Origin of the sequence: Lentzea sp. NBRC 105346, assembly GCF_030269605.1 — a bacterium.
Taxonomy (GTDB): Bacteria; Actinomycetota; Actinomycetes; order Mycobacteriales; family Pseudonocardiaceae; genus Lentzea.
In genome coordinates, this window is the sequence record NZ_BSTQ01000001.1 from 259,856 (window position 1) to 285,357 (window position 25,502).

At 69.6% G+C, this 25,502-nt stretch carries 1 protein-coding gene (cut by a window edge); it reads right to left on the minus strand.

Features of this window, described 5'->3' with window-relative positions; translation table 11 throughout:
- Window positions 1-127 precede the first annotated feature (127 nt).
- Window positions 128-25,502, minus strand: partial view of a hypothetical protein gene (locus QSK35_RS00885; RefSeq protein WP_285741240.1) — the 3' portion only. The gene runs 7,616 nt beyond the window's last position; the window shows 25,375 of its 32,991 coding nt (coding positions 7,617-32,991); the start codon falls outside the window, past its right edge; it ends in the stop codon at window positions 128-130.

Genomic DNA, 25,502 nt, shown 5'->3' on the forward strand with positions numbered 1-25,502 from the left:
CTGGGCGACGGCGAGGGTAAGTGCGGTAGAAGGGTGTTCAGGTCGGTCGTCACAAACTGATCTTGAACACCCTTCGTCTGTCTCCAGACACCGCCCGGACTCAGGGCTTACTCGTCCAGGTGGCCGGCTACCCGCGTCGCGGCTGAACCCACTGCTCGATGAGTTCCGCTGGCACGCCGGTGTTCCGCGACGTCGCGTGGACTCGTTCGGGTTCGGTGTCACCCGCCGCGTGGCGTAGCTGGTTCAGGACGAAGTTGGGGAGCACGGCCGGATAGGTCGTGGCGTCGTGCGGGTCGATCCGGTGACCGCCGCGGTTGAGGTGGTCGAGCAGGGTGATGCCGGTGTGGCCGCGCGACCACGTGTTGATCGCGTTCGCGGTGTCCTGGGCCGTCACCCGGAGGTTGCGCACGTCGGTCACGTGTACGACGCGGTGGCCGTTGGGTCCTGTGTGGACGTTCAACACCCGGTACCGCGCGTCGGGGTCGAGCACGGCGTGGCCGGGCCTCGGTGTCCGCGCGTTGTGCGGATCGATGACGAACTCCACGGTGTGCCGCCCGGTCGGCGCCGGCGGGGCTGGGAGGACGTCCAGGCCGGTGGGGAGGCCGGTGACGGCGCCGGGGGTATAGGTGGCGAGCGCGCTCGGTGGGAGGTTCGCGGTGCTGTAGAGCCGGCCGCGGTGCAGGGTGTGGCCGGCGCCCGAGGAGACGGTGGGGTCCCGGCGGATCGGCTCCTCGGTCCGGTTGACGAGCTGGTCGTGGGTCGTGATGGGGACGGCGGCGTGTGAATTGATCACCTGCTGCAGCTGCCAGGCGTAGCGCGGCACGAATCGGGCGCCCTTGCTGTGCATGCCCTGGCTCATCAGCGCGTTGTCGAGCACGGCGCGGCCGTGGCCGGCCTTGCGGCCGAAATCGTTGCGCGGTGTGGCCAACGGCTTCGGGCGCAGGAAGACCGGCCCGGCCGGGTCCGGCTCGACGTACTCGTCGAACAGGCCGATGCGGTGCCCGACGAGCTCGTGCGCCCACGTGACCGCGGGGGACAGCACACCGATGTTCTCGACGTTCGCGCGGGCGTCGCCGCGATGGAGGGTGACCGGCGCGTGGTGGGCGTCGGCCGGATCGTCGACGAACTCCAGCTTGACCCGTAGCACGCCGCCGTCCGGCAGACGGAAACCCGTGTTGTAGAAGCGTTCGACCGAGTCGGTCGCGAACCGCTTGGTCGCCTCGTACTTGGCGGCCCTCATCCAGTCCGGCTTCGGCATGTGCTGGCGGACCGTGACGTGGTGGATCTTCTGGCCGTGCGCGTCGAACACGGCGCGGTAGTCGAAGCCGATGTCGGAGCTGTACGTCGTGACGTCGAGGTGCGGCGGACCGTCGGGCCGCGGGCTGATCGTGCTGCTGCCCGCGAGCTGCACGTCGGCCGACCGGACGGTGGTCACGTGGGCGTTGCCGATGTACTGGTCGATCTCGGTGAAGTCGATCGGTGGGCCGGTGTGGGTGAACTCGGGCGTCGGCCGGTGGCTGGGGTCGCCGGGTTCGCTGGAGGCGTGCCGCCGCGCCTCGTCGTCCATGATCGCCCGGTGAGCGGGTGTGAGCTTGTCGAGTACCTGCTCGCTGACCGGGTCGAGATCCCCGGGTGCGTAGCGGACGACGGGGCCGAGCGTCCAGTCGACGTCGATGGTGATCTCGGTGCGTTGACCGGTGGTGATCTTGAACGTGGGTGGCTGCGCGCCGCGGCCGCGGGTCGTCTGCTCCAGGTGCTCGCGGACCGCCGCGGCCTGCTGCTCGAAGCCTTCCGGCACGGCGATGTGCACGGTGGGCGGCTGGTAGCTCCGCTGGGCGCGCATGAGGGCGGTGTCGGCCAGGCGGTTCGCCAACCGGGTCAGGGTCCCTTTGTGGGTGGGGGACAGCGCCGTCGTGCCGGGAACCACAGGCAGCGACTCCTCGGGCCGCAGGTTGTGCCAGACCCGCTGGTCGAACGCGCTGGCGGGCGGTGCCGGTGGGAACGGGCCACGCGGCTGGGTGGTCGTCGCGATGGTGACCTGGCCGGGCCTGGCGCCTGCCTCGGTCGTCACGCGCAGGTCGATCAGCGCGTCGAGGCTCTGCCGCGAGCGGGCGGGGAGGTCGCGCTGCAGGTCGGCGAGATGGCTGCGCACCAGCGCGTCCAGCGCCGCCTCGACGGCCGCGGCCCGGTTCCCGGCGAGTGCGCCCTCGCCGGACACCCGCACGTCCACGACCGGCTTGGTGCGTCCCGCCCGGTGTTCCAGCAGCGCGGTCGCGGCGATCCGGGAGGCCGCGTCGCCGAGTGCCTGAAGGTCCTTTGTGGACATGGTGTCCTCGTCGCCGGTGAACTCGGCCACCGGACGAGGCCCGGTCGGGCTCGCGTCGGTCGTGCGCAGCTCGATGTCGACCTCGGCAACGTCCCCGCTGCCTTCGGTGGCGTCTCCGACGAGGTCGAGCACATCGTCCACGGTGGCCCGCTGGTTGACGGGAACGTCTTGCTGCAGCTGGGAAAGGTGATGCTCGACCTGCGCGTACAGCTCGTCGGCCACAACCATGAACCGGCCGGCGGCGGCCGTGCGGCCCGCCGCACTGCGCGCGTCGACGGCGAGCTCCAGCTTCGGCGCGCCCGCGAGGTGGTTGTCGAGCGCCCGCTCGGCGATCTTCTCGGCGAGTGCGTCCAGACCCTGCCGCTGCCGGTCGGTGAGCTCGGTGTCCTCGTCGAGCTCCATCGTGACGGCGAGCAGCGGCGGTGCCATCAGGTCGAGATCGAACCGGCCGGGCGTGCCGTTCTCGTCGACGTCCCAGCCGAACGGCGTCACGTCGTTGACGGTGACCCGCTGCTCGACCGGCACGTCGGGCTGCAGGGCGGCGAGGTGGTGTTCGATCCGGTCCTTGAGCTCGGCGTCGACCAGCTCCGCCTGATCCAGTGCGGACCGCGAGCCGACCTCGGTGTGCACGGTGATGGCGAGCTTCGGTCCGTCCTGTCCGGTGTGGACGTTGGTCAGCGTCTGTTCGGCGATCTTCGCGGCGAGTCCGTCGAGCTTGTCCAGCTGCGGCGGGGTGAGCGCATTCGCGTCGTTCAGGAACCACAGGTGCTGACCGGCTTTGGCGTTCGGCGGCGACCCGTCGCCGTACTCCTCGCTGTCGTGGTCGTCGGATTCGGGGGTGTAGTCCGGCATCTGGCCGCGCCGGACGGGGGGTTCCGTGCCGTTGACCAACTGGTCGTAGCCGGTCTGCGGGGTGGCGGCGTGCGACATCAGCAGGTGCTTGAGGTGCCAGGCGTTGCGCGGGGTCAGGCGGGCGCCGGGCACCAGCATGCCGTCGCTCATCAGGCCGAGGTCGAAGACGGCCCGGCCCTGACCGCCCTTCGCGCCGGTGGGGTTCTGCTCGGTGGTCAGTGGCGGGTACTTGAGGAACACCGGCCTGCCGTCGGCATCGCGTTCGGTGTACTCGTCGAACAGGCCGAGCGGGTGGCCTGCCAGCTCGTGCGCCAGCACCACGGACGGCTTGTCGACCGCGAGGTTCCGCGCGTTCGCGCGGGCATCGCCCGCCGGGTGGATGGCGACCGGCGGATGGTGGGCGTCGGCGGGGTCGTCGACGATCTCGAGGTCGACGTATATCCGCTTGCCGTCGGGTGTGCCGTAACCGTTGAAGTGGTCGCGGACGGCCTGCCTGGCGTTGGCGACGAACTGCTCGCGCTGGTCCCGAGTGATCGAGGGGTCGAAGTCGAGGTACTGCTTGATCAGGAAGTAGTCGACCGCCGTGTGGTTCTCGTCGACCAGCGAGTAGTGGTCGAACCCGATGGTGCCCCGGATCGGGTCCATGTCGCTCAGCGTCGCGGTCTGGGTTGGCTCGGCGTACTCGCCCACGACGGTGGTGACGTGCGCGTTGTCCAGGTTCTGTGTCAGGGCGTCGATGTCGACCTGTGGTCCGGTGCGCTCGAACCAGGGCGAGTCCTTGTACGTGGGATCGTCCGGGTCGTCGGAGGCGTGCCGGTACGACTCGTCGTCGAGGATCCGGCGGGCCTCGGCGGTGAGGACGTCCCGCGGCGGACCGACCTGGTCGGGGCCGCCCGGCGAGGACGGCGTGAAGTCCGGGCCGTGCGCGACGGACCAGTCGACGTCGATGCGGACCGTGCGCAGGCGGCTGGGACCCGTGCCCACGGTGACCGTCGGGAGGGTCGCCGGGGCCAGGTCGCTGAGCTCGTCGCGGAGGGCGGCCTTGAGGTGGTCGAGGACGATGTCGCGCTGCGCGACGGTGCCCGGCAGCGAGCTGACCGTGACCTTGGGCGGCAGGTGGCCGAGCTCCGCGTGCCGGCGGACGGCCTCGGCGATGTCGAAGACGAGGGCGTCGAGCGTATCAACCTGCTCCTCGGACAGATCCTGCCGGCCGGGAGCGAACGTCAGGAACTCCTCCGGCCGCAACCCTTTCAGGATGGCGCTGTCGACGTAAGGCAGCTTCACCGACGCAGCCGGCGAGGCGGTGTCGCGCACCGGCATCGTGATGTCGACCTGACCCGACACGCCGCCGTTGACACCGCGGTACTTCACGTCGGCCACCTTGGCGAACTTCGCGCGGAACCGCGGTGGGACGTTCTGCTGCAGCCCGTCGAGGTGCGCGTCGAACCGCGCCCGCAGCGCCGTCTCGATCGCCTGCGCTCTCGGCCGCCCCTGCGGGGTGTCGAAGCCCTGCAGGACCACGAGCAACTCCGGCTTGGACCGCCCGGCGCGGAACTCCAGCAATGCCTTCTTCGCGGCCGCGGCCACACCGCGGTCGAGCTCCGCTGCCTGCTCCTCGCTGAGCACAGTGGACTCCGGCGCGAACTGGAACGACGCCACCGCGGGCAGCCCGGCGTGCACCGGAGAGGGCGACCGCCGCACGTCGCTCTCGCTCGACGTGCTGTCCTCGGTCGTCTCGACGAGCTCCAGGTCGACGTCGCCGGGCGTACCGGTCCCGGCGACCTCGGTGCGGGTGGTGACCACGTCGGTCACCGTGAGGACGCGGTCCGGCGCGACATCCGGCTGCAGGTCGTCGAGATGCGCCTCGATCAGGGCTTTCACGGTGGCCTCGACGCGCCACGCCCGGTCCTCGGCGAGGTCCGCGTCCTGGCCGCCGGGTGCGGTGACGACGAGCTCCGCCCGGTAGGCGCCGGGCTCGTACTTTTCCAGCGTCCGCTTGGCGATCCGCGCGGCGGCGGTGTCCAGCACCCGGATCTGGTCGTCGGTCAGCGTCGTCGCGTCGCCGGTGAACCGCACGGTCGTCGGGCCGAGCGGCTCGGCGCCCTTCGCGTTCGGCGCCTGCTCGCTGGTGACCGCGTCCGAGTCGTCGCTGTCGGAGTCGCTGTCGGAGTTGGAGTCGGACTCGGACTCGGTATCGCTGTCCTCGGTGAAGTCGGGCATCGTGCCGCGTTGGACGGGCGGTTGCGTGCCGTTGACCAACTGGTCGAACGTGGTGAGCGGGGTGGCCGCGGACGCGTTGAGAATGTGCTTGAGCTGCCACGCGTTGCGCGGGGTGAAGCGCGCTCCCGCACGGGCCGCGCCCTGGCTCATCAGGCCCTCGTCGAACACCACGTGGCCCCGTCCGCCCTTGACGCCGTCCGGGTCGGTGTCGGTCGTCATCGGTGGGAACTGGTTGAAGACCGGCCTGTTGTCCGCGTCCTGTTCGGCGTACTCGTCGTGCAGACCCAGCGGATGACCGGCGAGCTCGTGCGCGAGTACGACGGGTTCGCTGTCCAGCGGGATGTTCCGCACGTTCGCCCGGCCGCTCCCCGGCGGGAGCAGCTCGACCGGCGGGTGGTGTGCGTCGGCCGGGTCGTCGACGAACTCGATGTCGACGTAGGTCTTCCTGCCGTCGGGGGTGCCGTAGCCGTTGAAGTGGTCGCGCACCGCCTGCCGGGCGTCTGACTTGAACTCCTCCACCTGCTCGGGACGCAGCGAGGGATCCACGAGGAGGTGGTGCTTCACCACGTAGTAGTCGACCGCGGTGCCGTTCTGGTCCACGACGGCGTAGTGATCGAACCCGATCTGCTTGTGGATGGTGTCGAGGACCATCGGTGCGCGCTCACCCTCGCGCTTGAAGATCTTGGATGCCTGGCTCGGCATCTCCGACTCGCCGGAAACCGTGGTGACGTGGGCGTTGTGCAGGTATGGCCGGATCGCGTCGATGTCGACAGGTCGGCCGGAGCGCTCGAACCACGGCGTCGCACCCTCGTCCCTGGCGTGCTGCCACGTCCGGTCGTCGAGGATCTCCCGAGCCTGCTTGGTGAGCGTGTCCCCGGCCGGACCGGGCTCGCGGGAGGAACCGGGGTCCGGCGGCTGGTAGTCCGCCGTGCGCTCGAGGTCCCAGTCCACATCCAGGCGGACGTAGCCGGGCTCGCTCACCACGTTGCCCGCGACCACCGTCGGCACCGCCGACTCGGGCAGGTCGAAGAGTCGCCCGTGGAGGTGCAGGTTGAGGTACTCGAGCACGGCGGTGCGCCGGTCCGTGTCACCGTCCAGCGCGCTGACCGTGATCTTCGGCGGCCGGTGGTGGCGGTCGATGCGTTGCCTGGCTTCCTGCTCGACCGTGGTGATGAGCTCGTCGAGCTCGTCCAGCTGGTCGTCGGACAGTGCCCTCGCACCGTCCTCGAAGTGGATGAACTCCTCCGGCTTGAGGCCATTGAGCACGTACTCGTCGATCTCGGGCGCAGCAGGCGGATCGGTGTCGACGTTCAGGTCCACAGAGGACTGAAGTCCGATCGTGACGTCGCCCGTCGCGCCGGTCGAGCGCACCTCGACGGCGATCACGTCGCCGACCGGTGCCCGGAACGACTCGGGGATGTTGCGCTGCAGCGCGTCCAGCTTCTCGGTGAACTTCTCGACGACCGCGTGCACGGTCGCGTTGTAGCGAACACCGTGCGGCTTGTCGCCCACGGCGATGAGCAACCGCGGCGCGGGCTTGCCCGCGCGGTAGTCCCTGAGCGCCTGCTTCGCCGCCGCGGCCACTCCGGCGTCGAGCCTCGCCTGCTGGTCGCCGGTCAGCACGGTGGAGTCCGGCTCGTACTCGAAGGTGGCCACATCCAGAAGACCGGTGGTGCCCGGGAGGTCCGCACTCCTGGCGTTCGGCGGTCGAGTGGCACCACCCGGCAGGTACGTGCCGTAGCCGCGGCGCATCGGCTGCTCGGTGCGGTGCACGAGCTGGTCGTAGCTGGTTACCGGGGTGGCGGCGGACGAGTTGACGGTGTGCTGAAGCCGCCACAGGTAACGGGCCGCCAGCCCCGCTCCCTGCTCGTACATGCCCTCGCTCATCAGTGCGTCGTCCTTGACGACCCGGCCGCGGCCCGCCTTGCGGCCGAAGTCGTTCTCCGGCGTGGAGAGGGGCAGCGGGCGAAGGAAGACCGGTCCGCCCTCGGCGCTCTCCGTGTACTCGTCGGTGAGCCCGAGTGGATGGCCTGCGAGCTCGTGCGCCAGCGTGACCGGTGGCGTGTGCACGCTGATGTTCCCGGTGTTGGCGCGGACGTCGTCGCGGTGCAAGGTGATCGTCTTGTGGTGCGCGTCGGCCGCGCGATCCGTGAACTCGACCTTCACCCGCAGCAGACTGCCGTCGGGGAACCGGTAACCCGCGTTGAAGTAGGAGTCGACCGCGTCGGTCGCGTTCTGCTTGACCGTCTCGTACTCGTCGACTCCCATCCATCCCGGCTTCGGCATGTGATGTTTGATCACGAAGTACTGGATCTTGCGGCCTTCGGCGTCGGACACCACGTGGTGATCGAACGCGATGTCGCCGCCGTAGGTGTTGAGCTTGAGGTGGGCCTGTTCGCCGGGCCTGGGGGTGATCGTGCTCTTGCCCGCGAGCTGCATCTCGGTGGACCGCACGGTGGTCTTGTGGGCGTTGCCGATGTTCGCGTCGACCTGGGCGTAGTCGATCTGCTCGCCGGTCGGTGCGAACCCGTCCCACGGCTGCTTGTAGGTGGGGTCATCGGGGTTGGCCGAGGCGTGGCGATAGTCCTCGTCGTCGAGAATCGCCCGGACGTCCGAGGTGAGCACGTCGCTCGGCGGGCCGATCTCGTCGGGCCTGCCCGGCGACGACGGCACGTGTGCCTGCGTGTGTGCCAGGGACCAGTCGACGTCGATACCGACTCGGTCGGCGGTGTGCGCCGTGGCAATGGCGAGGTCGAACACCGGCATCGCGGACCGCGACAGCCGATTGCCGCGATCGGCCAGCACCTGCGTCATCATCTGCTCGACGGCGGCCTTGGCGGCCAGTGCCTGTCCTTCGGACGCCGCGGTGATCTTCACCTTGGGCGGGAAGTAGTTCCGCGCGACGCGCGTGAGCGCGGTTTCGGTGAGGTGGACCGCCAACGGGAGCAGTGCGGCCTGCTCGGTCGCGGTGATGGCCGTGGTGCCGGACGCGAACCGCACCTCGTGCTCCGGCCGGGAGTTTTTCCACACCGCTTCCTGCTCGGGCGTGACCGACGGCGCAGGCCTCGGCGTGGCCACGGGCGCCGGGTCCTGGACCCGCAGCGACACGTCTACCCGCCCGGCACTGCCCGCGGTGTCGACGAGCCGGTTGATCTCGACGAGATCCGACGCCTCCTGCTGGTGATCGTCCGGCAGGTTCTGCTGCAGTTCGATCAGTGCGGCGTCGACCTCCGCCAGCAGCGCCTCCTCGACGGCCTCCCGCTGTGCGGAGCCGGCCTCCGAGCCGTTGTCACCGAAGACCGTGATGTCCAGCACCGGCTTCGCGTGCCCGGCCCGGTTCTCCAGCAACACCTTCTTCGCGATCATCGACGCGACGTCGTTCAGCACCGAGGCCTGGTCCGCGGCCAGACCGGCCGACCCGTGTTCGAAATGGACGGTTGCCGTGGTGCCGGAACCGGTCGTGCGGACCGGCGGGGCGGTGACGGGTGCCGAGCCCGCGGCGTTGGACGGCGTGACGGGGCCGGTGTGCTGTACCCAGTCGCGCACGACCGTGGGCGGCAGGCCGAGGTTGGTCGCGGTGGCGATGATGTCGTTGATCTGGTCGCCACTGGTACGCGAGGCGTAGTCGCGCAGCGCGATGTCGCGCAGTGCGGGCGGGAACGTCGCGGGGTTGTTCGCGTCGATCCCGCCGCCGTGCCGGTTGAGGTGATCGACCAGCGGCATACCGGTGTGGCCCTCGCCCCAGGTGTGGACGAGCCTGGCGAAGTCGGCTTCGGTGAATCCGATCGTGCGGGTGTCGGCGAGGTGGACGACGCGGCGTCCCCACTCGTCGGTGTGCACGTTCTCGACCCGGTAGACCGCGTCGGGGTCGAGGATGGCCGGGTCGTCCGGCAGCAGACCGGCCAGCGAGCGGGCGTCGGCCGCGTCGATGACGAACAGCACGTTGTCGTCCACGTAGGGCGAAGTTCCCTGTTGGTAACCGAGGAGGTCGACCGGCAGAGTCTCGATGAACGCGCCAGGGACGAACGCCGCCACGTCCCCGGCGTCGAGGCTCGTCGCGCCGAAGAGACGTCCGGACAGCGGCGGCAGCACCTTCGCGCCCGTGACGAACTCGGTGCGGTACAACAGGTGCGCCGGGTCCTCGAGCAGGTCGATCACGTGCTTCTCGCCGTGGGCGACCGCGAGCATGGTGCGCAGCCCCGCCTGGGCGGCGTTGTGGCTCATCGTGCTCGCGACCTGCGCGGAGTTTACCGCGAGGAACCGCGCCGCCTGGTCGCCGTACGCGTGCCATGTCTCGCTGCCCGGCCCGGTGATCCGGCTGCGCAGGAACTCCGCGGACACCGCTTCGGGGCGCTGCGGCCGGGGCCGGGCGGCCGGGTCGCCCAGTTCGAACAGCACGGCTCCGTCGGGGCCGGGCGTTGCGGCGACGCGGAACTCGGTGCCGACCTTGGGCATGAGCTCGCCGGGGGTGCGGCCGGGAAGCATGGACACGTCGTGTCCGGTGAGGGTGCCGGAGAACAGCGCGTTGGTGTTCGGCGGTGGGGTGACGGTGTGGTTGTGCATGGTCAGGCCGGGCAGGCGGACCGGTCCGGTCGAGACCATGAGGCCGCTGATCGCCTCCGGCGGCAGCGCGACGGCGGCCGTGGCCGGCCCGGTGTAGCGGGGCAGGCGGTCCAGGCCGCCGTTGACCGCGTCCACGATCGTGGCGGCCTCGGGGTCGTCGAGTCGTTGCCGCAGCGCGGGTTCGCCGAGGACGGCCATGACCGCGGCGATCTGGTCGCGCACGACGAGCGGTGCCTCGCCCTGCCGCACCAGCGCGGGGTTGGCGTTGAGGAAGTCCTCCGCGCCCGACTGGTACTGCTGCCACGCCGGTTCGCCGAGCACGTCGGAGGGCACCAGCGTCTCCGTTGATCCCGAGCTCGTGTCGCTCGGGCTGGATCCGCTCGTGGTGCTGCCACCCACGGGCAGCTCGGACTCGACACGGATGTCCAGTCCGTGCCTGCTGGCGGGCGTCGGCGGATCGATGATCACCAGCGGCAGGGTGATGTCGGCGCCACCGCCCAGCGCGGTCACGTGGTGGTCGATCCGCGCGGTGAGCAGCGTGTGCGTGGCCGCCGCGGACTTGACCTCGGTGGCGTGGAAGCCGTCGATCGTGACGAGCGGTGGTTCGACGCCGAGCTGGTGGCTCGTGATCGTGTCGCGGGCGATGGTCTCGGCCAGCGCGTCGACGAGGTCCTGCTGGCCCTCGGTGATCATGTCCTGGCCGGGCTGGAAGTCGAGCGAGAGCACGGGCTGTGGGCGCGGGACGGCCGGCGTGACCGGGCTGCCGACGTTGGTCGGCACGACGAAGTTCGGCACCGGGCCGTTCTTCTCGAACGTCCAGAGCGTGCGCGGGAGGATCTGGGTGGTCGGCACATCCGCGTTGGTGCCCATCATGGTCGGGTCGTCCGGCTCGTGTACCAGACCTTTGCCGACGACCTCGGTCGATCCGTCGATGTGTTTGATCGTCCGGCCTTCGCTCTGCTGCAGAACGCGAGGCTGGTCCTTCTCACCCTCGAAGTACTCGTCCAGCAGCCCGCCGTGGTGTCCGGCGATCTCGTGCGCGAAGTGGACCGGCATCCCGTCGATCGGGATCGAGTGCATGGTCGGATGCTTACCCGGCGGGGCGATCTCGATCGCCGAGGTCGCCTCGGCGCGGTCACGGGTGAACTTGATCTTGTGGTTGAGCTGGATCCCGCTCGGCAGCGCGAAACCACGGTTCAGGTACTGGTCGAGACCGATCTCCGCGTTCTCCTCGAACTCGGCGAGCTGCTCGGCGGTGAACTGGTCGGCGTTGGTGAGGTACAGCACGTAGGTGCGGTCCTCGACGATCGTGCTCGGCTGCCCGTTCTGGCCGGGGAACTCGATGAGCCTGCTCTGGTAGCCGCCGTCGCCGTGCGCGGCGTGCTTGAACGGCATCGGGGTGCCCGCGCTGTTGCGCACCTCGCCATCGGGGTTGAGCGGCATGTTGATCTCGTTGGTCACCACGCGGAACGGCACGAGGTCACGCACCGCGTCGATGTCAGACGTGCTCGCCGGGTTCGGGTGAGTGGCCCATGCCGCGTCGGGGTGGTCGAAGTTCTTGGTGCTGTGCCGCCACTGCTCGTTGTCCAGCACCGGGTGCGGGCCCTGTGGGCGGGGTGAGGTGATGAGCGTGTGCATGGCCTGCTGCGTGCGGCCGGGGTCACTCGGCGAATGTGTGACGGTGTGCTTCAACGTCCAGTCGACCCGCACATCGAGCCCATCACGTCCGGCCACAACGGATGGTTGGACAGTGATCGAGGGACGGGCGTTCTCGGCGAGCCGGACTCCGGCGGACGCGAGGTGCTGGCCGATCCGCTGGTCGAGGAACTGTCCGACCACGTTCGCCCAGCCGGTCGCCTGGTCGGCGTGCCCGCTGATGGTGATCTTCGGCGGGTGGTTCTTCGACACGCGTCGCGCCGCGGTCTCCGCGAGGTCGCGGGCGAGCGCGTCCAGTTCGGTTGCCTGCTGTTCGGTGAGGTGCGGCTGACCGTACGCGAACTCCAGCGCCAGTTCCGGCTTCGTCGCGGGAATCGGTGGCACGGTGACCTGTGGCGTCCCGGTCGACGTGCGACGCACGTGGTACGGGTCGATGCCGCGACGGTGCTGCCTGCCGCCGCGCGACGAGCTCTCGCTGGCCGGGAAGCCGAACGTGGTGTCGAGGTGGCTCACGTCCACGACGGGCGGGTTGTTCGACAGTGCGATGAAGGTGTGGTTGAGCCGCCACGCGTTGCGGGGCGTCAGCTCGGAGCCGGGGAGCAGCCCGTGGTTCGCCATCAGGCCGTGGTCGTTCACCACGCGGCCACGGCGTGCCTTGCGGCCGAAGTCGTTCGCCGGTGTCGGCAGCGGCGGCTCCGAGAGGAACACACCGCCGTCGGGATCATGTTCGTCGTACTCGTCGGGCAGGCCGAGCGGGTGGCCGACGAGCTCGTGGGCGAGCACCACGTCCGCGGCGTCGATCGGGACGTTCAGCGAGTTGGCCCGCATTCCGGTGTTCGCCGGGTGCAGGGTGACCGGAGGAACGGTGGCCGCGTAAGGGTTGTCGACGAACTCGACCCGGACGGCGAGCTGCTGACCGTTGGGGAGGCGGTTGCCCTGGTTGAAGATGTGGTCGACCGACCGCGTGACCCGGTCGAGGAACGCCTCGTAGTCCGCGGCGCTGATGTTCGCCGGGCGGGGGATGTGGTGTTTGACGGTGGCGAGCGCGACTTCCTGACCGGACGCCGTCTTCAGCACCGTCAGGTCGTAGCCGATGTTCGAACCGACCGAACTCATGGCGACGAACGGCGGCTGGCCGGGCCGCGGCGCGACCGTGCTCGCTCCGCGCGGCTGTACCTCCTCCGAGCTGACCCAGGTGGCGGGCAGCGGGCCGGGGAGCCGCGCGAGCAGTGCCTTGACGTCGACCGGGTTCTGGGGCGCGAACCACGGCGCGGGACGGTAACCGGGCAGGTCCGGGTCGTTGGGGACCGAGGCCCAGGTGGGGTCGTCGAGGATCGGGTGCTTGACGACGTCCTGGTCCAGGTTGACCGGCACGTTGTGGATGGCCGGCTGGACGGCCGGTCCGGACGGCCAGTCGTAGTCCACCGGCCGCTGCAGCGACCAGTCGACGACCACACCCGCCTGGACACCCGCGGTGCCAGGCGTCGTCGTGACGATCGGCATCTGCCACTCGGGCAATGCCGTGTGGTTCACCGCTGTCACGTGTCCGACTGCCTGTGCCAGATAGGCCGCGACGGCGTCTGCTTCGCGTTGTGCGGCCGGGTCGTAGCCCGTGATCGTCACTCCCGGCGGCAGGAAGTCCCGGTGCGAACGCATGATCGTGGTCTCTGCCAGGTCGTGCGCGAGCCGGTTCAGGCCGGCGAGGTTCTCCGCCGTGAAGGGGTTCACGCCGGGCGTGAGCGCGAGCGTCGCCTCGGGGTTGGCGCCCGTCCACACGGCCGTGGTGTGGGCGGACGGCGGCGGTGCGCTGGGCGTCGCCGGTGGCGCCGGGTCCGGTCGCCGCAAGGCGACGTCCAGCTGTCCGGGGGCGCCGGTGCCCTGCGGGTTGACCGTGAGACCGACGATGTCCGCGCCGAACCGGTAGCCGGCGGGTTGCATGGCCTGCAGCCGGTCGAGCTCGGTCTGGACGTGGCCGTTGAGCACCGAGGCGACGTCGTGGACCCGCTGTTGCGAGTTGCCCGAGCCGTCATCGGTGATGGTGATCTCGATGAGCGGCGCCGGCCTACCGGCGCGTTTGTCGCGCAGCGCCGTCCTGGCCATGTCCTCGGCCAGCGGGCGTAGCGACTCCACCTGGGCGGGGGTGAGCAGCGTGCTGTCTTGTCCGAAGTGGACAGACGAGACGAACTGTTCGCTCAGCTCGATGTCGATCGAGTTGGCGACGCCGCCGGGGTTGTTGCCGAACGCGAGGTCGACGACATCCTGGCCGCGCAGTCCGTGCGCCCGCGGTCCGAGCTGACCGAGGTGATGGTCGATGCGCTGGAACAGCAGCGTCGCGCCGAGCCGCACCTGCTGACCGGCGACGGTCACGTCCGGCACGTTGCTGGTGACGGTCAGCTTCGGCTTCGGGCGGCCATCGCGCCGGGCGGCGATCGCCTTCTCCACGACGGAGAACGCCAACCGGTCGACGTCACGCTGAGCCGCCGGCCGCAGCGAGCCGTCGGCCTCGAAACGGAACGTTCCCTTTGTGAGCGCCGGAGGAGCCTGCGAGGACTCCGAGGAGACGTCGTCGCTGAGCGAGTCGTCGGAGTCGCCCCGGCCCCACGGCGTCAGAGGGGTGGCAGGGGTTGTCGGCTTGTGGTCGGACAGGACCAGTGCGGGCGGCCGGCCGGGGTTGAACCGGATGAGCGGTTCCTGGTCGCCGTGGCGTTCGACGATGTCGTCGAAGATCTTCTGCTGGAAGCCACCGACTGGCGTCCAGTACATGTGCGCACCGTGCTGGACCCCGACGTTGCGGTGGACGAGCAGGTCCACCACGGAGTCGTAGTCGTCGAGGGCGAGGTAGCCGCCGTCGTCGATGCCACGGATGTGGAACACGTCGTGGTCGCCGGTGACGGGCACGTAGTCGCCGGTCGGCGACTTGCCCACGACGATGCCGTCGCGCACCTGGAAGCGACCTTGCTGGGCCAGTGCCGCCATCTCCCCGGCCAGCTCGGTGTGCTCGGTGACGCGGTCGTTGAACCGCTTGGTCACCTGGGCTCGCGTCGCGTCGTCGAGGTCGGCGAGGTTCGCGGGCATGGTGGGGACGAAGTAGCCGACCAGTCCGATCGATCCGCGATCGGCACCGAGCAGCACGTCGATCTCGCTGATCGTCTTGGCCTTGATGTCCTTCGGCTTGGGCAGCGCACCCCGCTCGAGCCACGTGACCGAGGCGGGGTTGGTCGGCCGGACGTCGAGCACCACGTTGAAGCGGTCGGCCAGTTTCTGGAACCGCTGCTGGTTGATCTCGGGAATGCCGAACTCGGTCACCAGCCGCTGCGGGGTCAGCGGCCGGTCGTCCCGCGGACGTGGCGAGTCCCAGTCCCGCTCGCGCAGTTCCATCGGCCGGGGTGCGGTGTCCACAGTGGAGTCGAGCGTGTCGAAGAGGTCCTCGGTGAACGGCTTGCCCAGGTCGGGCCGGTCCAGCCTCGGCGCGTCGAGTGCGTCGAACACGTTGTCGGTGAACGACTTTCCGAAGTCGAGGTCGTCCAGCTGGGGGCCGAACTCCGTGACGGTGCCGTCCTCGCCGATGACGAACCCGCCGCCGGGAGGCTTCGGTGGCAGCGTTGCGGTCACGTCCGCGCCGCGCGGGGCCCACGGGCCGTCACCGGCGAACGCTTCGTCGCGCATCCACATGCGGAGTGTGCGGATCTGGCTCGAGTGCATGTTGTGGTGCGCTGCGACGAACTCGTCGCTGTGACCGTCGAGCACCAGGTCGCTCAGCTCGCCGATGGTGGTCGTGTGGTCGGTCAGCCCCATCCACCGGGCCAGTTCCTCGAGCATGCCGTCGTCGGGCCGATGCAGCCCGGTGGGCGGGACGGGATGCTCGACCGGCAGGGTCAGCTGGAACCAGTGCTGCACGACTCCGACGGGGAGGCCGACCTTCCCCGCGATGTCCTCGATGCGGGGGCCCGGTGCGCCACGGGAGCCGTTGACCTTGTCGACGACGAAGTGGCGGACCAGGTCGGGATAGCTGTCGGGGTCGTCCGCGGTGATCCGGTGACCGCCGTCGTTGAGCACCTCGACCAGGTCCGCGCGGCCGGTGTGGAGCCAGGAGTTGAACTGCTCCAAGGTTTCCGCCGGGCTCGGGCCGTCGAGTCGTTGCCTGGTCGCCGGTGTGTCCGGGCTGTGCTCCCGCGGGCGCTTGAGACCGGAAGGCTCCACCTCCATCCGCGAGCCGCGTGGGTCCGGGGTGGGCGGTGTGTACGGGGTGACGTCCGTCTGCGGTGCGAGCGCGTTGATGATGTGGTTGAGCTGCCACGCGTTGCGCGGGGCGAACTCGGCGCCCGGCAGGTTCATGCCCGAGCTCATGAGGCCCTTGTCGAACACGACCCGCCCGACCGGCCGCTGCCCTGGATCGTCGATGTCGTCGTTCTTCGTCAGCGGTGGGTAGTTCAGGAAGATCTGCCGATGCCCACTGTCCTCTGTGTACTCGTCGAACAGTCCCAGGAGATGCCCGGCCAGCTCGTGAGCGATGGTCGCGCTGGGAATGTCGTCGAGGTAGAGGTTGCCGGTGTCCGCGCGGCCAAGGCCCTGATGAATGGTGACCGGGGTGTTGTGGGCTTGCGCGGGCGTGTCGACGAGCTCGATCTCGACGACGAGCCTGCGGCCGTTGGGCAGGCGGTCACCCCGGTTGAATTGTTCGGACATCGCGCCCGGCAACGTTTCCCCGGTGAACGTCTCGTAGTCCTCGTCCGACATCCAGTCGGGCTGCGGGATGTACTGCTTGACGGTGAGGTGTTCGATCTCGTTGCCATGCTCGTCGGTGAGGATGCGGTGATCGAATCCGACGGGGCTGTTGTACCGGATGAGCTTGACGTGCGGTCCGCGGCCGTCCGAGCGGGGGTTGATCGTGCTCGCGGAACTGACGTCCACGCCTTCGGTGTGGACGTGCGTGACGTGCGCCGTCGGGATCAGGTGCCGCAGGGCCGCCATGTCGACCGGACCATCGGCGGACTTGAACCAGGGCGCCGGTCGGTAGCTCGGGTCGTCCGGGTCGATCGACGCGTGAGCCCAGCTGGGGTCGTCGAGAATCGGGTGCTTGACGGTCTTCTGCTCGAGCGCCGTGGTGTCGACGACGGTGGGGTCCGGTCGCGGCCCGTAGCCGTTCTTCGGCTGCCAGCCTGCTGGGCGCTGGAGGTCCCAGTCGACGTCGACGTGGAAGCTGTTCTCGTCGACGTCGGAGACCTCCGTCGTCACCACCGGAAGGGCCGTCGCCGGGAGCTGGATGCCGCGCTCGCCGAGCCGCTGGGTGATGCCGTCGAGGACGAGATCGCGGATGACGGCCGCCCGCGCCTGGTCGCCGGATGGCGTCAGCACCGTGATGCCCGGCGGCCGGTAGTCAAGGCCGTGCCGGGTGATCACGGCTTCGGTGAGCGCGTCGACCGTCGCGTCGAGCATCTGGGCGTAGCCGTCGGCGACCGTGGTCGTGCCCAGGTCGAAGTAGCCGCTGGTCTCCACGAGCGCGTTGTCCCAGATCGCCTTCTGGTCGTCCGTCGCCAGCGGCGCGGGGGACGGCTTCGGCCTGGTCGGCCCGCCATCCACCCGTTCCCGCAAGGTGATGTCGAGCTTGCCTGGAAGGCCATCCGTATCGGTGCGCACGACCGTCTTCATCAACTTCGCGAGCCTTGGCCGGTACTCGGCAGGCACGTTGCGCTGCAGGTCGGCGAGGTGCTTCCTGATCTCCCCCCGCAGCACGCCGGTGAGAGGCGCGAGCCGGACGAAGCCGTCCGCATTCTCGTCGTCGAGCGTGAGCGTGATCTCGGCCTCGACCTTGCCCTGGCCTTCGCGGTGGTTCAGCAACGCCCGTTCGGCGATCCGGCGGGCGATGTCGCTGATGTCCTGCCGCTGTCGCGGCGTGAGCTCGTCGCTGTCCAGGTCCGTCCGCACCGTCGCGGCGATACCGGTGGGCCTGGTCTGCGGCCTGCCGTCGTCGATCTTGAGGGTGATGGTGCCGAGGTCGCCGTCGGTCTCGGGGACGACCTCGAACTCGACCACGGAGTCGACGTCCACCTCGTACGGGTATCGGTACAGATGGGACTCGATCTGCGCGGTGAGCTTGCTCCGGACGGCTTCGGCCTGGCTGTCGGTGAGCTCGGAGTCGACGAACCCAGGGTCCGTGATGATCTTGACCTGGACCGGGCCGAGCTTGTTCAGGTCGTTGGTGTAGGCCTTCGCGGCCACGTCGGCCGCGACCGCGTCGAGCTGTTCGACCTGTTCGGCGGACAGCTCGTCGTCATCGAGCTCGAACTCGATGGAGGTGTCGCTGTCGAGTGACGCCGGCTGGTGCGGCCGCGGCGCGTTCGCCACGCCGCCGGGCGTCCCGGTGTCGTCGGCGAACGGCATCCGGCCACGCCGGACCGGTTGCTCGATGCGGTCGATCAGCTGGTCGTGGCTGGTGACGGGGACGGAGGCGAGCGAGTGGACCAGGCGTTGCAGCTGCCACGCGTAGCGGGGCGCGAACCGCGCGCCCGGCTGGTAGGTGCCGTCGCTCATGATGGCCTCGTCGAACACCGCCCTGCCCTGTCCGGCCTTGCGCCCGAAGTCGTTCTCCGGCGTGGTCAACGGCTTGGGCTTGAGCAGCACACCTCCGGTGGGGCCCGGTTCGACGTACTCGTCGAACAGCCCGAGGCGGTGGCCGACGAGCTCGTGGGCCCACGTGACCGCGGGTGCGTCCACACCGAGGTTCTCGGTGTTGGCCCGGTCGTCGCCGGGGTGCAGGGTGACCGGCGGGTGGTGCGCGTCCGCCTGGTTGTCCACGAGCTCCAGCACGACGTGCAGCTGGCCGCCGTCCGGGAATCGGTAGCCCTGGTTGTAGAACTGCTCGACCGCGGCCACCGCCTTCGCGCGGGCCGTCTCGTACTCGGTGTCCGTCATCCAGTCCGGCTGGGGCATGAGGTGCTTGACGGTGAAGTGGTGGACCTTGCGGCCGTCCTCGGTGAACAGCGCGCGGTAGTCGAACCCGATGCCGCTGCCGTAGGGGCCGAACCTCAGGTGGGCGGGTGCGTCCTCCCGGCCGCTGATGGTGCTGTCCGCCGACAGCTGGACGTCCTCGGACTCGACGGTCACGGTGTGGGCGTTGTCGAGGTGCGGCGTCATCGCGGCGACGTCGACCGGCTCGTCGACGGGCTCGAACCAGGGAGACTCTTTGTAGGACTCGTCATCCGGGTCGTCCGAGGCGTGGCGGTACGACTCGTCGTCGATGATCGCGAGGGCCTCCTGGGTCAGCACGTCGAGCGGTGCGTGCACCAGGTCGGGTTCGATCTGCGGCGCGACGCGCGGGGCGATCGGCGTGAGCGTCCAGTCGACGCCGATGTCGACCCGGTCGTCGATCTCCTGGTCGACGTGCACGATCTGGAAGCTCGGCATGGCCGGCCGCGGGACCATGGTGCCTAGGCGGTGCTCCAGATGGGCCTGGATGAGCCGGGCGTTGCCGTCCAGGGCGGGCACCGAGGTCAGTGTGACGACCGGCGGCTGGTAGCCCTGGCCCTGCCGGGCGCGGGTGGCGTCGGCGAGCCGGTCGGCCAACCGGTCCAGTGCTGCCCGCTGTCCCTCGTCGAGGTGCTGCTGGCCGGGGTCGAAGCCCAGCATCTCCTCGGAGAGGCGGTTCTCCCAGATGTTCTGCTGGAAGTCGGTGACCGGCGGGGCGACCGGGTGCTGCGGGCGCGGGTGCGTGAGCAGTGCGACGTCGACGTGGCCGTCGGTGCCGCCGGGATCCGTCAGAACGGTGAGCCCGATGACCTCTCTGAGGTCGGGCCGTCCATGGGGCGGCACGTTCTGCTGCAGGTCGTCCAGCCTGTCGTTGATCATGGGCAGTAGTGCCCAGGTGACCGCGTCGAGCCGGCGCTGAGCCAGGTCACCGGTGCCGTGGACCACGATCTCGACCACCGGGACGTCCTGGCCCGCGCGGCGCTCCAACAGTGCCGTCCTGGCGATGCGCGACGCCTCGGCTTCGAGGTAGGCGAGCTGTTCCCCGGTCAGGGTGTCCGAGTCCTCCGCGAACTCGAACGAGGGCTCGAACTCCTCGTCGGAGGGGACCTCGCTCGGCGTCGAGTCCACGTCGTCGTCGAGGGGAGGCAGCTGCGGGGCGCTGGTCCGCGGCAACCGGATCCCGTCCGGATGGGTGTCCACATCGGACTCGGCGTCCTGGGGGAACGAGACGGTGACCTCACCGTCTGTCCCGGCTCTGTTCGTACCCCACGTCGGATCGACGAGGTCGAACAACGGCGCGGTGATGCCCAGCCGCGCGAAGTGCGACCCGAGCTGTTGCAGCAGCAGGTTGGTCACGGTTTCGGAGCGGACGGCGGCGAGATCCGCGTTGGCGGTCGCGCCGTGGCTGATGATCTCGACCTCGAGCGGGGGCAGGCCCTGCTGGTGACGCTGGGCGACGTCGGCGATCTTCGCCGCGAGGATGTCCAGCTTGTCGATCTCGTCCGGGGTCAGCATGCCGGCACCCGGTTCGAAGTGGATGGCCGAGCTCCCCGAGGAGGATGCGATCGGGGCGACCTCGACCGGTCCGAGGACGTTCAGGTTCGGCCCGCGCTTCTCCAGGTTCCACAGGTCGCGCGGCATCACCTGGGGATTCGGCCCGTGGACGCCCTGCCCCATCAGACCGGGGTCACCGGGGCGCGCCAGCATGCCGGTGCCGACGATCTCCAGCGTGCCGTCCGTGTGCCTGACCGTCGTGCCGGGGGAGTTCTGGAACACGAGACCGGCGGCCGGGTACTGGTCCTCCAGCCCGGCGGAGTGACCGAACTCGTGGGCCGCGGCCACGGCCTTCGTGTTGATGGGAAAGACGAACTGGTTCGTCCGCGCGCCTTCCGGCGCGATCTCCAGCCGCTGCGTGGCCTTCTTCGGGTCGGTGGTGAACTCGACGTTGAAGTTCACCAGGTCACCGGAAGGCAGGGCGCTGCCGTTGTTCCAGTACTGCGCCACGCCTCCGCTGACGGTGGACTTGAACTCCTCGACCTGCGCGGGGGTGTATTCCTCCGTGTTCTCCAGAAACACGCGGAACGTGTAGTCCATGACCACGGTGCCGTTGGGGAACTTCATGCGCCTGGCCTCGTAGCCGATCTGGCCACGTGCCCCGAGCTGGAAATCGATCGTCGGACGGCCGGCGCCGTCCTTGACGATCCGGCTCGCGGTGCTGAGCGTGCTGTACTCCCCCCGGTGGACGAGCGGCGTGACCAGATCGCGGACGGCGGCGATCTCCTCGGCGCTGACCGGGTTGGGGTGCTTCGACCACGAGGCGTCGGGGTGGTCCGAGGTCTTGTCGCTGTGCCGCCACGCCTCGTTGTCGAGCACGGGGTGCGGCACGGTGACCTGGTGGACGACGGGGGCCTTGCCGGGGACGTGGCCGCTGTTCGTCGCGGGTGTGATGTCCCAGTCGACCGTCACGGCAGCGGTGTTCGAGTCCACAGTGGATCCGGTGCCCACCCGGATGTCGCGGAAGTCGGTGACGGTGAGCTGGCTCCCGGTGGGCACGCCCCGCTGCGCACGGGACAGCTCGAGGCCGAGCCGGTCGAGCAGCAGCTTCTTGACCGCCCCGGCCGACACCGCACCGCCCGTGATGGTGACGGGGAGTGCGCCGGAGCGCCGCACGGCCGCGGCGGCGAGGTCCCTCGCCAGGCTTACGATCTTGCTGCGCTCGTAGGCGTTCGCCTTGCCCGCCGGGGAGAACTCGACGGTCGTGTCCGGGCCCTGCCGGCCGTGCGGCCGGAGGAGCCCGCCGTCGACGACGAGCTCGACGCGACCCGGCCTGCCGTTCGGGTCGAGGGTCAGTGTCAGTGCGAGGTCGTCGACGGAGACCGCGGTGTCACCGCGCAGGGCGGTGAGCTGCTGCTCGACCAACCCGAGCAGCGTGTTCGCGACCTGCGGTACCTGCGCTCCGGCCGCGTCGTCGATGCTGCCGCGTGCCGCGATCTCCAGCGAGGGCAACGGCTTTCCGGCACGGGTGCGGTCGATCATCGTCTGGGCCAACTGGCCGGCGAGCTCGTCGAGCGTCGCGGTGTGGCCGGCGGTGAGCTCCACGGAGTCGCCGGTGAATTGCACGACACCGCCGAGCTCGACCCCGGAGAAGTCGAGCGTCGTGAGCGCGCTGCCGGTCGTCGCAGGTGCGGATGGGCGTGGGGAGTCCTGGTCGGTCCCTGGCGCGGGCAGGCCGCGGCGCAGCGGTTCCTCGGTACGGTGGACCAGCTGGTCGAAGCTGGTCGGCGGCACGGTGGACTGGGCGTTGAGCAGGTGCTGCAGCTGCCACGCGTACCGGGGCGCGAGCGTCGCACCGGGTTCCAGCACGCCGTCGGTCATCAGTGAGTCGTCGTGCACGACCCGGCCTTGGCCCGCCTTGCGGCCGAAGTCGTTCGCCGGCGTGGGCAGCGGCTTGTCCGCGAGCCACAGGCCGGCCTGCTCGTCGGTGTCGGTGTACTCGTCGAAGAAGCCCAGCCGGTGCCCGACGAGCTCGTGCACGTAGATCAGCGGGTGGGACTCGACCCCGATGTTGGTGGCATCGGCGCGGTTGTCACCCGGCCACAGCGTCACGGTCGGGTGGTGCGCGTCCGCGGCGTTGTCGACGAACTCGAGCTCGACGTGCAGCTGACCACCGTCCGGCAGGCGGTAGCCGGGATTGACGAAGTCGTCGACCGCGTTGAGGATCTTGTTCTTCAGCGTCTTGTACGCCGCGAGCGTCATGCCCTCCGGTTTGGGCATGTGGTGCCGGATGGTGAGGTGGTGGACCTTGCGGCCGTCCGCGGTGACCAGGACGCGGTGGTCGAAGCCGATCCCCGACCGGAAGGACTCGAGCCGCACCTCGCCGGGCGCGATCTCGCTGTCCTTGGCCACCTGGACCTCTTCGGACCAGATCTCGCCGACGTGGGCGTTGCCGAGGAACGGCGCGAGGTCGTCGACGTCGACCGGATCCTCGGTGGGCTCGAACCACGGCGCCGGCCGGTAGGACGGGTCGGTGGGGTCGCTGGAGGCGTGCCGGTAGGACGGGTCGTCCATGATCTCGCGCGCCTGCTGGGTCAGCGTGTCGACGGGGGTGGTGCTCACCTCGTCGGGGGTGCCGGGCGACGAGGGCACGTGGCCGCCGGACCGGACGAGGTCCCAGTCCGTCTCGACGTGTACCGCGTCGGACTCGTGGCGCGGGTCGAGCTCGAACTCCACCACGGGCATGGCGTCCTCGGTCAGGTGGACGCCGCGGCCCGCCAGGTTGTCCGTGATCGCCTGCTGGATGCCGTGCCACGCGGCGCGTGCCTGATCGATGGCGCCGGGCGCGACGCCGAGGGTCACCTTCGGCGGCAGGTATCCGCGTTCGGCGCGCATGATCGAGGTGTCGACGAGCTCGTTCGCCAGGAACGTGAGGCCGGTGGTCGTCTCGTCGATCGGTGTGGTGCCGGCATCGCCGGGCGAAACGGTGGCCGGCCGGTCCGATGCCGTGCGGTCGTTGGGCGGGGCTTGCGGGGTGCGCGGAGCGTTCTTGAGCTGCTGTGCCAGCTCGAACGCCTCCGCCATCGAGCTGCCTGCCCCGTTGTTCGTCCACTGTGGAGCGCCCATCCGCGCGATCTCGGTCAGCACGGTGCTCTGCGACTGGTCCGGCACGCTGTCGTGGTCGGAGTCGCTGCTCTCCTCGGAGATGACGTCCGTGACGATGCCGGCCTTCGGCGCGGGCGGGCGCTCCCGTGCGGTGAGGGACTCGAACGTCATCCCGTCCTCGGTGACGATCTCGGAGCTGGTGACCTCGATGGACGCGCCGGGCAGGAAGACGATCTCCTGTTCGGTCGGCATCGTGGTGAGCGCGCTGATGTCGACGGCGTGGCTGCCGTTGAGCTCGATCGTGGTGAACACCTTGTGGCCGAGCCCGTCGTCGGGAGCCGACTCGAGGAAGCCCTTCGCCCACTCGGGATCGAGGCTGGCGCTGCTGAAGTCGTTGAAGGTGATGGACTGCTCGCCGTAGGTCGACGAGAACTTCGACAGCACACTCGCCGGACCGGTGAGCGTGCCGAGCTTCCAGTCACCGCGGTAGACGGTGTGGCCGCTGAGCTTCGGCAGCCGGTGCATCGCGTCGATGAGCATGTCGGCGTGCAGCCGCATCTCCGCGACGATCTGGGGCGTCAGTGCGGCCAGGCGCTGGTAGGCCTCCTCGCGCACCGCGGCGATCGCGGGGTCGATCACCTCGATGGCGTTCACGACCTCCTTGAGCTCCTCGGTGAGCTCTGCCTTGCGCTGCTGGATCTCGGCGGTCTTCGCGGCGTCCTTCTCGTGCACGATGAGCTCGACGTCGGCCTCCGCCAGCAGCAGCTCGATGCCGGTCTTGCGGTCGCGGTTGTACTTCAGCTCCTTCGCGAAGGACCGGTGCTCCTGCACGATCTTGGCCAGCACGGGGTCCGAGTCGGCCGCGGGGAGGCTGAGCTTGCCCGCTTTGAGCACCCGGTCCAGCTTGTCCTTCAGCTTGACGAAGAACAGCTGATGGGTGGCGAGCGAGGCGAAGCCCGAGCGGGTCTGCATGGCGAGGTTGATCAGGTCGTGCTCGGTGCTCGTGGCGTAGGTGTTGATCGCCACGAGATGCGCTACGCCGAGCTTTGTCAGCACGTCGGCCGGCGTGAGATCGTTGCGCGCCATCCACTCGCGCAGGTTGTTCACGATCCTGGCCAGCCGGGTCGACGGTGGCTTGTAGTCCGGGTCGTCCCGCATGGCTGTGATCAACTTGTGCAGGTTCCTGGCGAACAGGACCTTGTTCATCGGCGGGTGGAGGAACCCGCCATCCTCGAAGTCCTTGTGCACCAGCTCCAGGTAGAGCTCCTCGTGCGGCGGCACCACCGGGGCGGCCGGATGCGTGCGCAGCCCGTCGAGCAGACCGGGGTCGAGGTCGTCGATGCTCTTGTACATCTCGACCGCATTGTTCAGCGACATCTCGTTGCCACTGCGCGGCGCGGGCGAAGACGCCATCTGGCCGCCGCGGACGATCTCGTAGAACGAGTGGTCCTCGTGCAACATCCAGGCGAGGTTGGCCTTGAAGAAGTCCACCTCGTGCACGTGGGGCACGTTGAGCCACTTGAATGCGGTCTGCATGCGGATCGTCGTGCCGGACACGCCTGCGATCAGCGGCATGCCCTGCACAGCGTTCTTCGCCCGGTACCACGAGGCGTTCTCGTCGAGCTTGAACGTCGCCTTGCCCGACTCCCATGGCAGCGGCACCTCCGGACCCTTGACCGGCTCGTGGCCCGGTGGCACGACGGGCAGGTCGGTGTGCCGGATGTTCTCGATGCGGCCGGGGCCGCTGCTGATCTTGATGATCTTCGAGAACGGCAGCACGCTGTCGATGGGCCGAGTCCGCAGGTCGGCGCTGCCCGGCGTACCCGGCGCGTGGTCGATCACCGCGGGCGTGACGACGGCGGACACCGCGTCGCCGTTGTCGCCGAACACCAGGTTCTCGACCTTGTTGCCCTCCTTGTCGAGCACGACGAGCTCGAGCAGGTCCGGGTCCTCCTCGCGCAGCGCCGGCTTGCCGTTGTCGTCGAACTCGATGTCTTCGCTCGTCAGCTCCGTCTCGTGCAGCGCGCCCGGCACCTCCAGGTACGGCTGCGGCAGCTCGGGGCCCTTCGGCATGACCCCCTCGATCGGCTCCAGGTCGCCCGCCCGGATATCGGTGACGAACACCGGTCCCGTCGTGTACTTGACCGCCTTCGACACCGGCAGCGCCTGCTCGACCGGCTTGGTGACCGGACCGTCCGGGGTGAACACGGTGACCTCGCTGAAGCCCCACAGCTCCCGGTGCACCTGGTCGATCGGGTGGCCTTCCGCGTCGAACGCGACGACCGAGAGCAGACCGTCCTCTTCGGACCGCAGCGTCGGC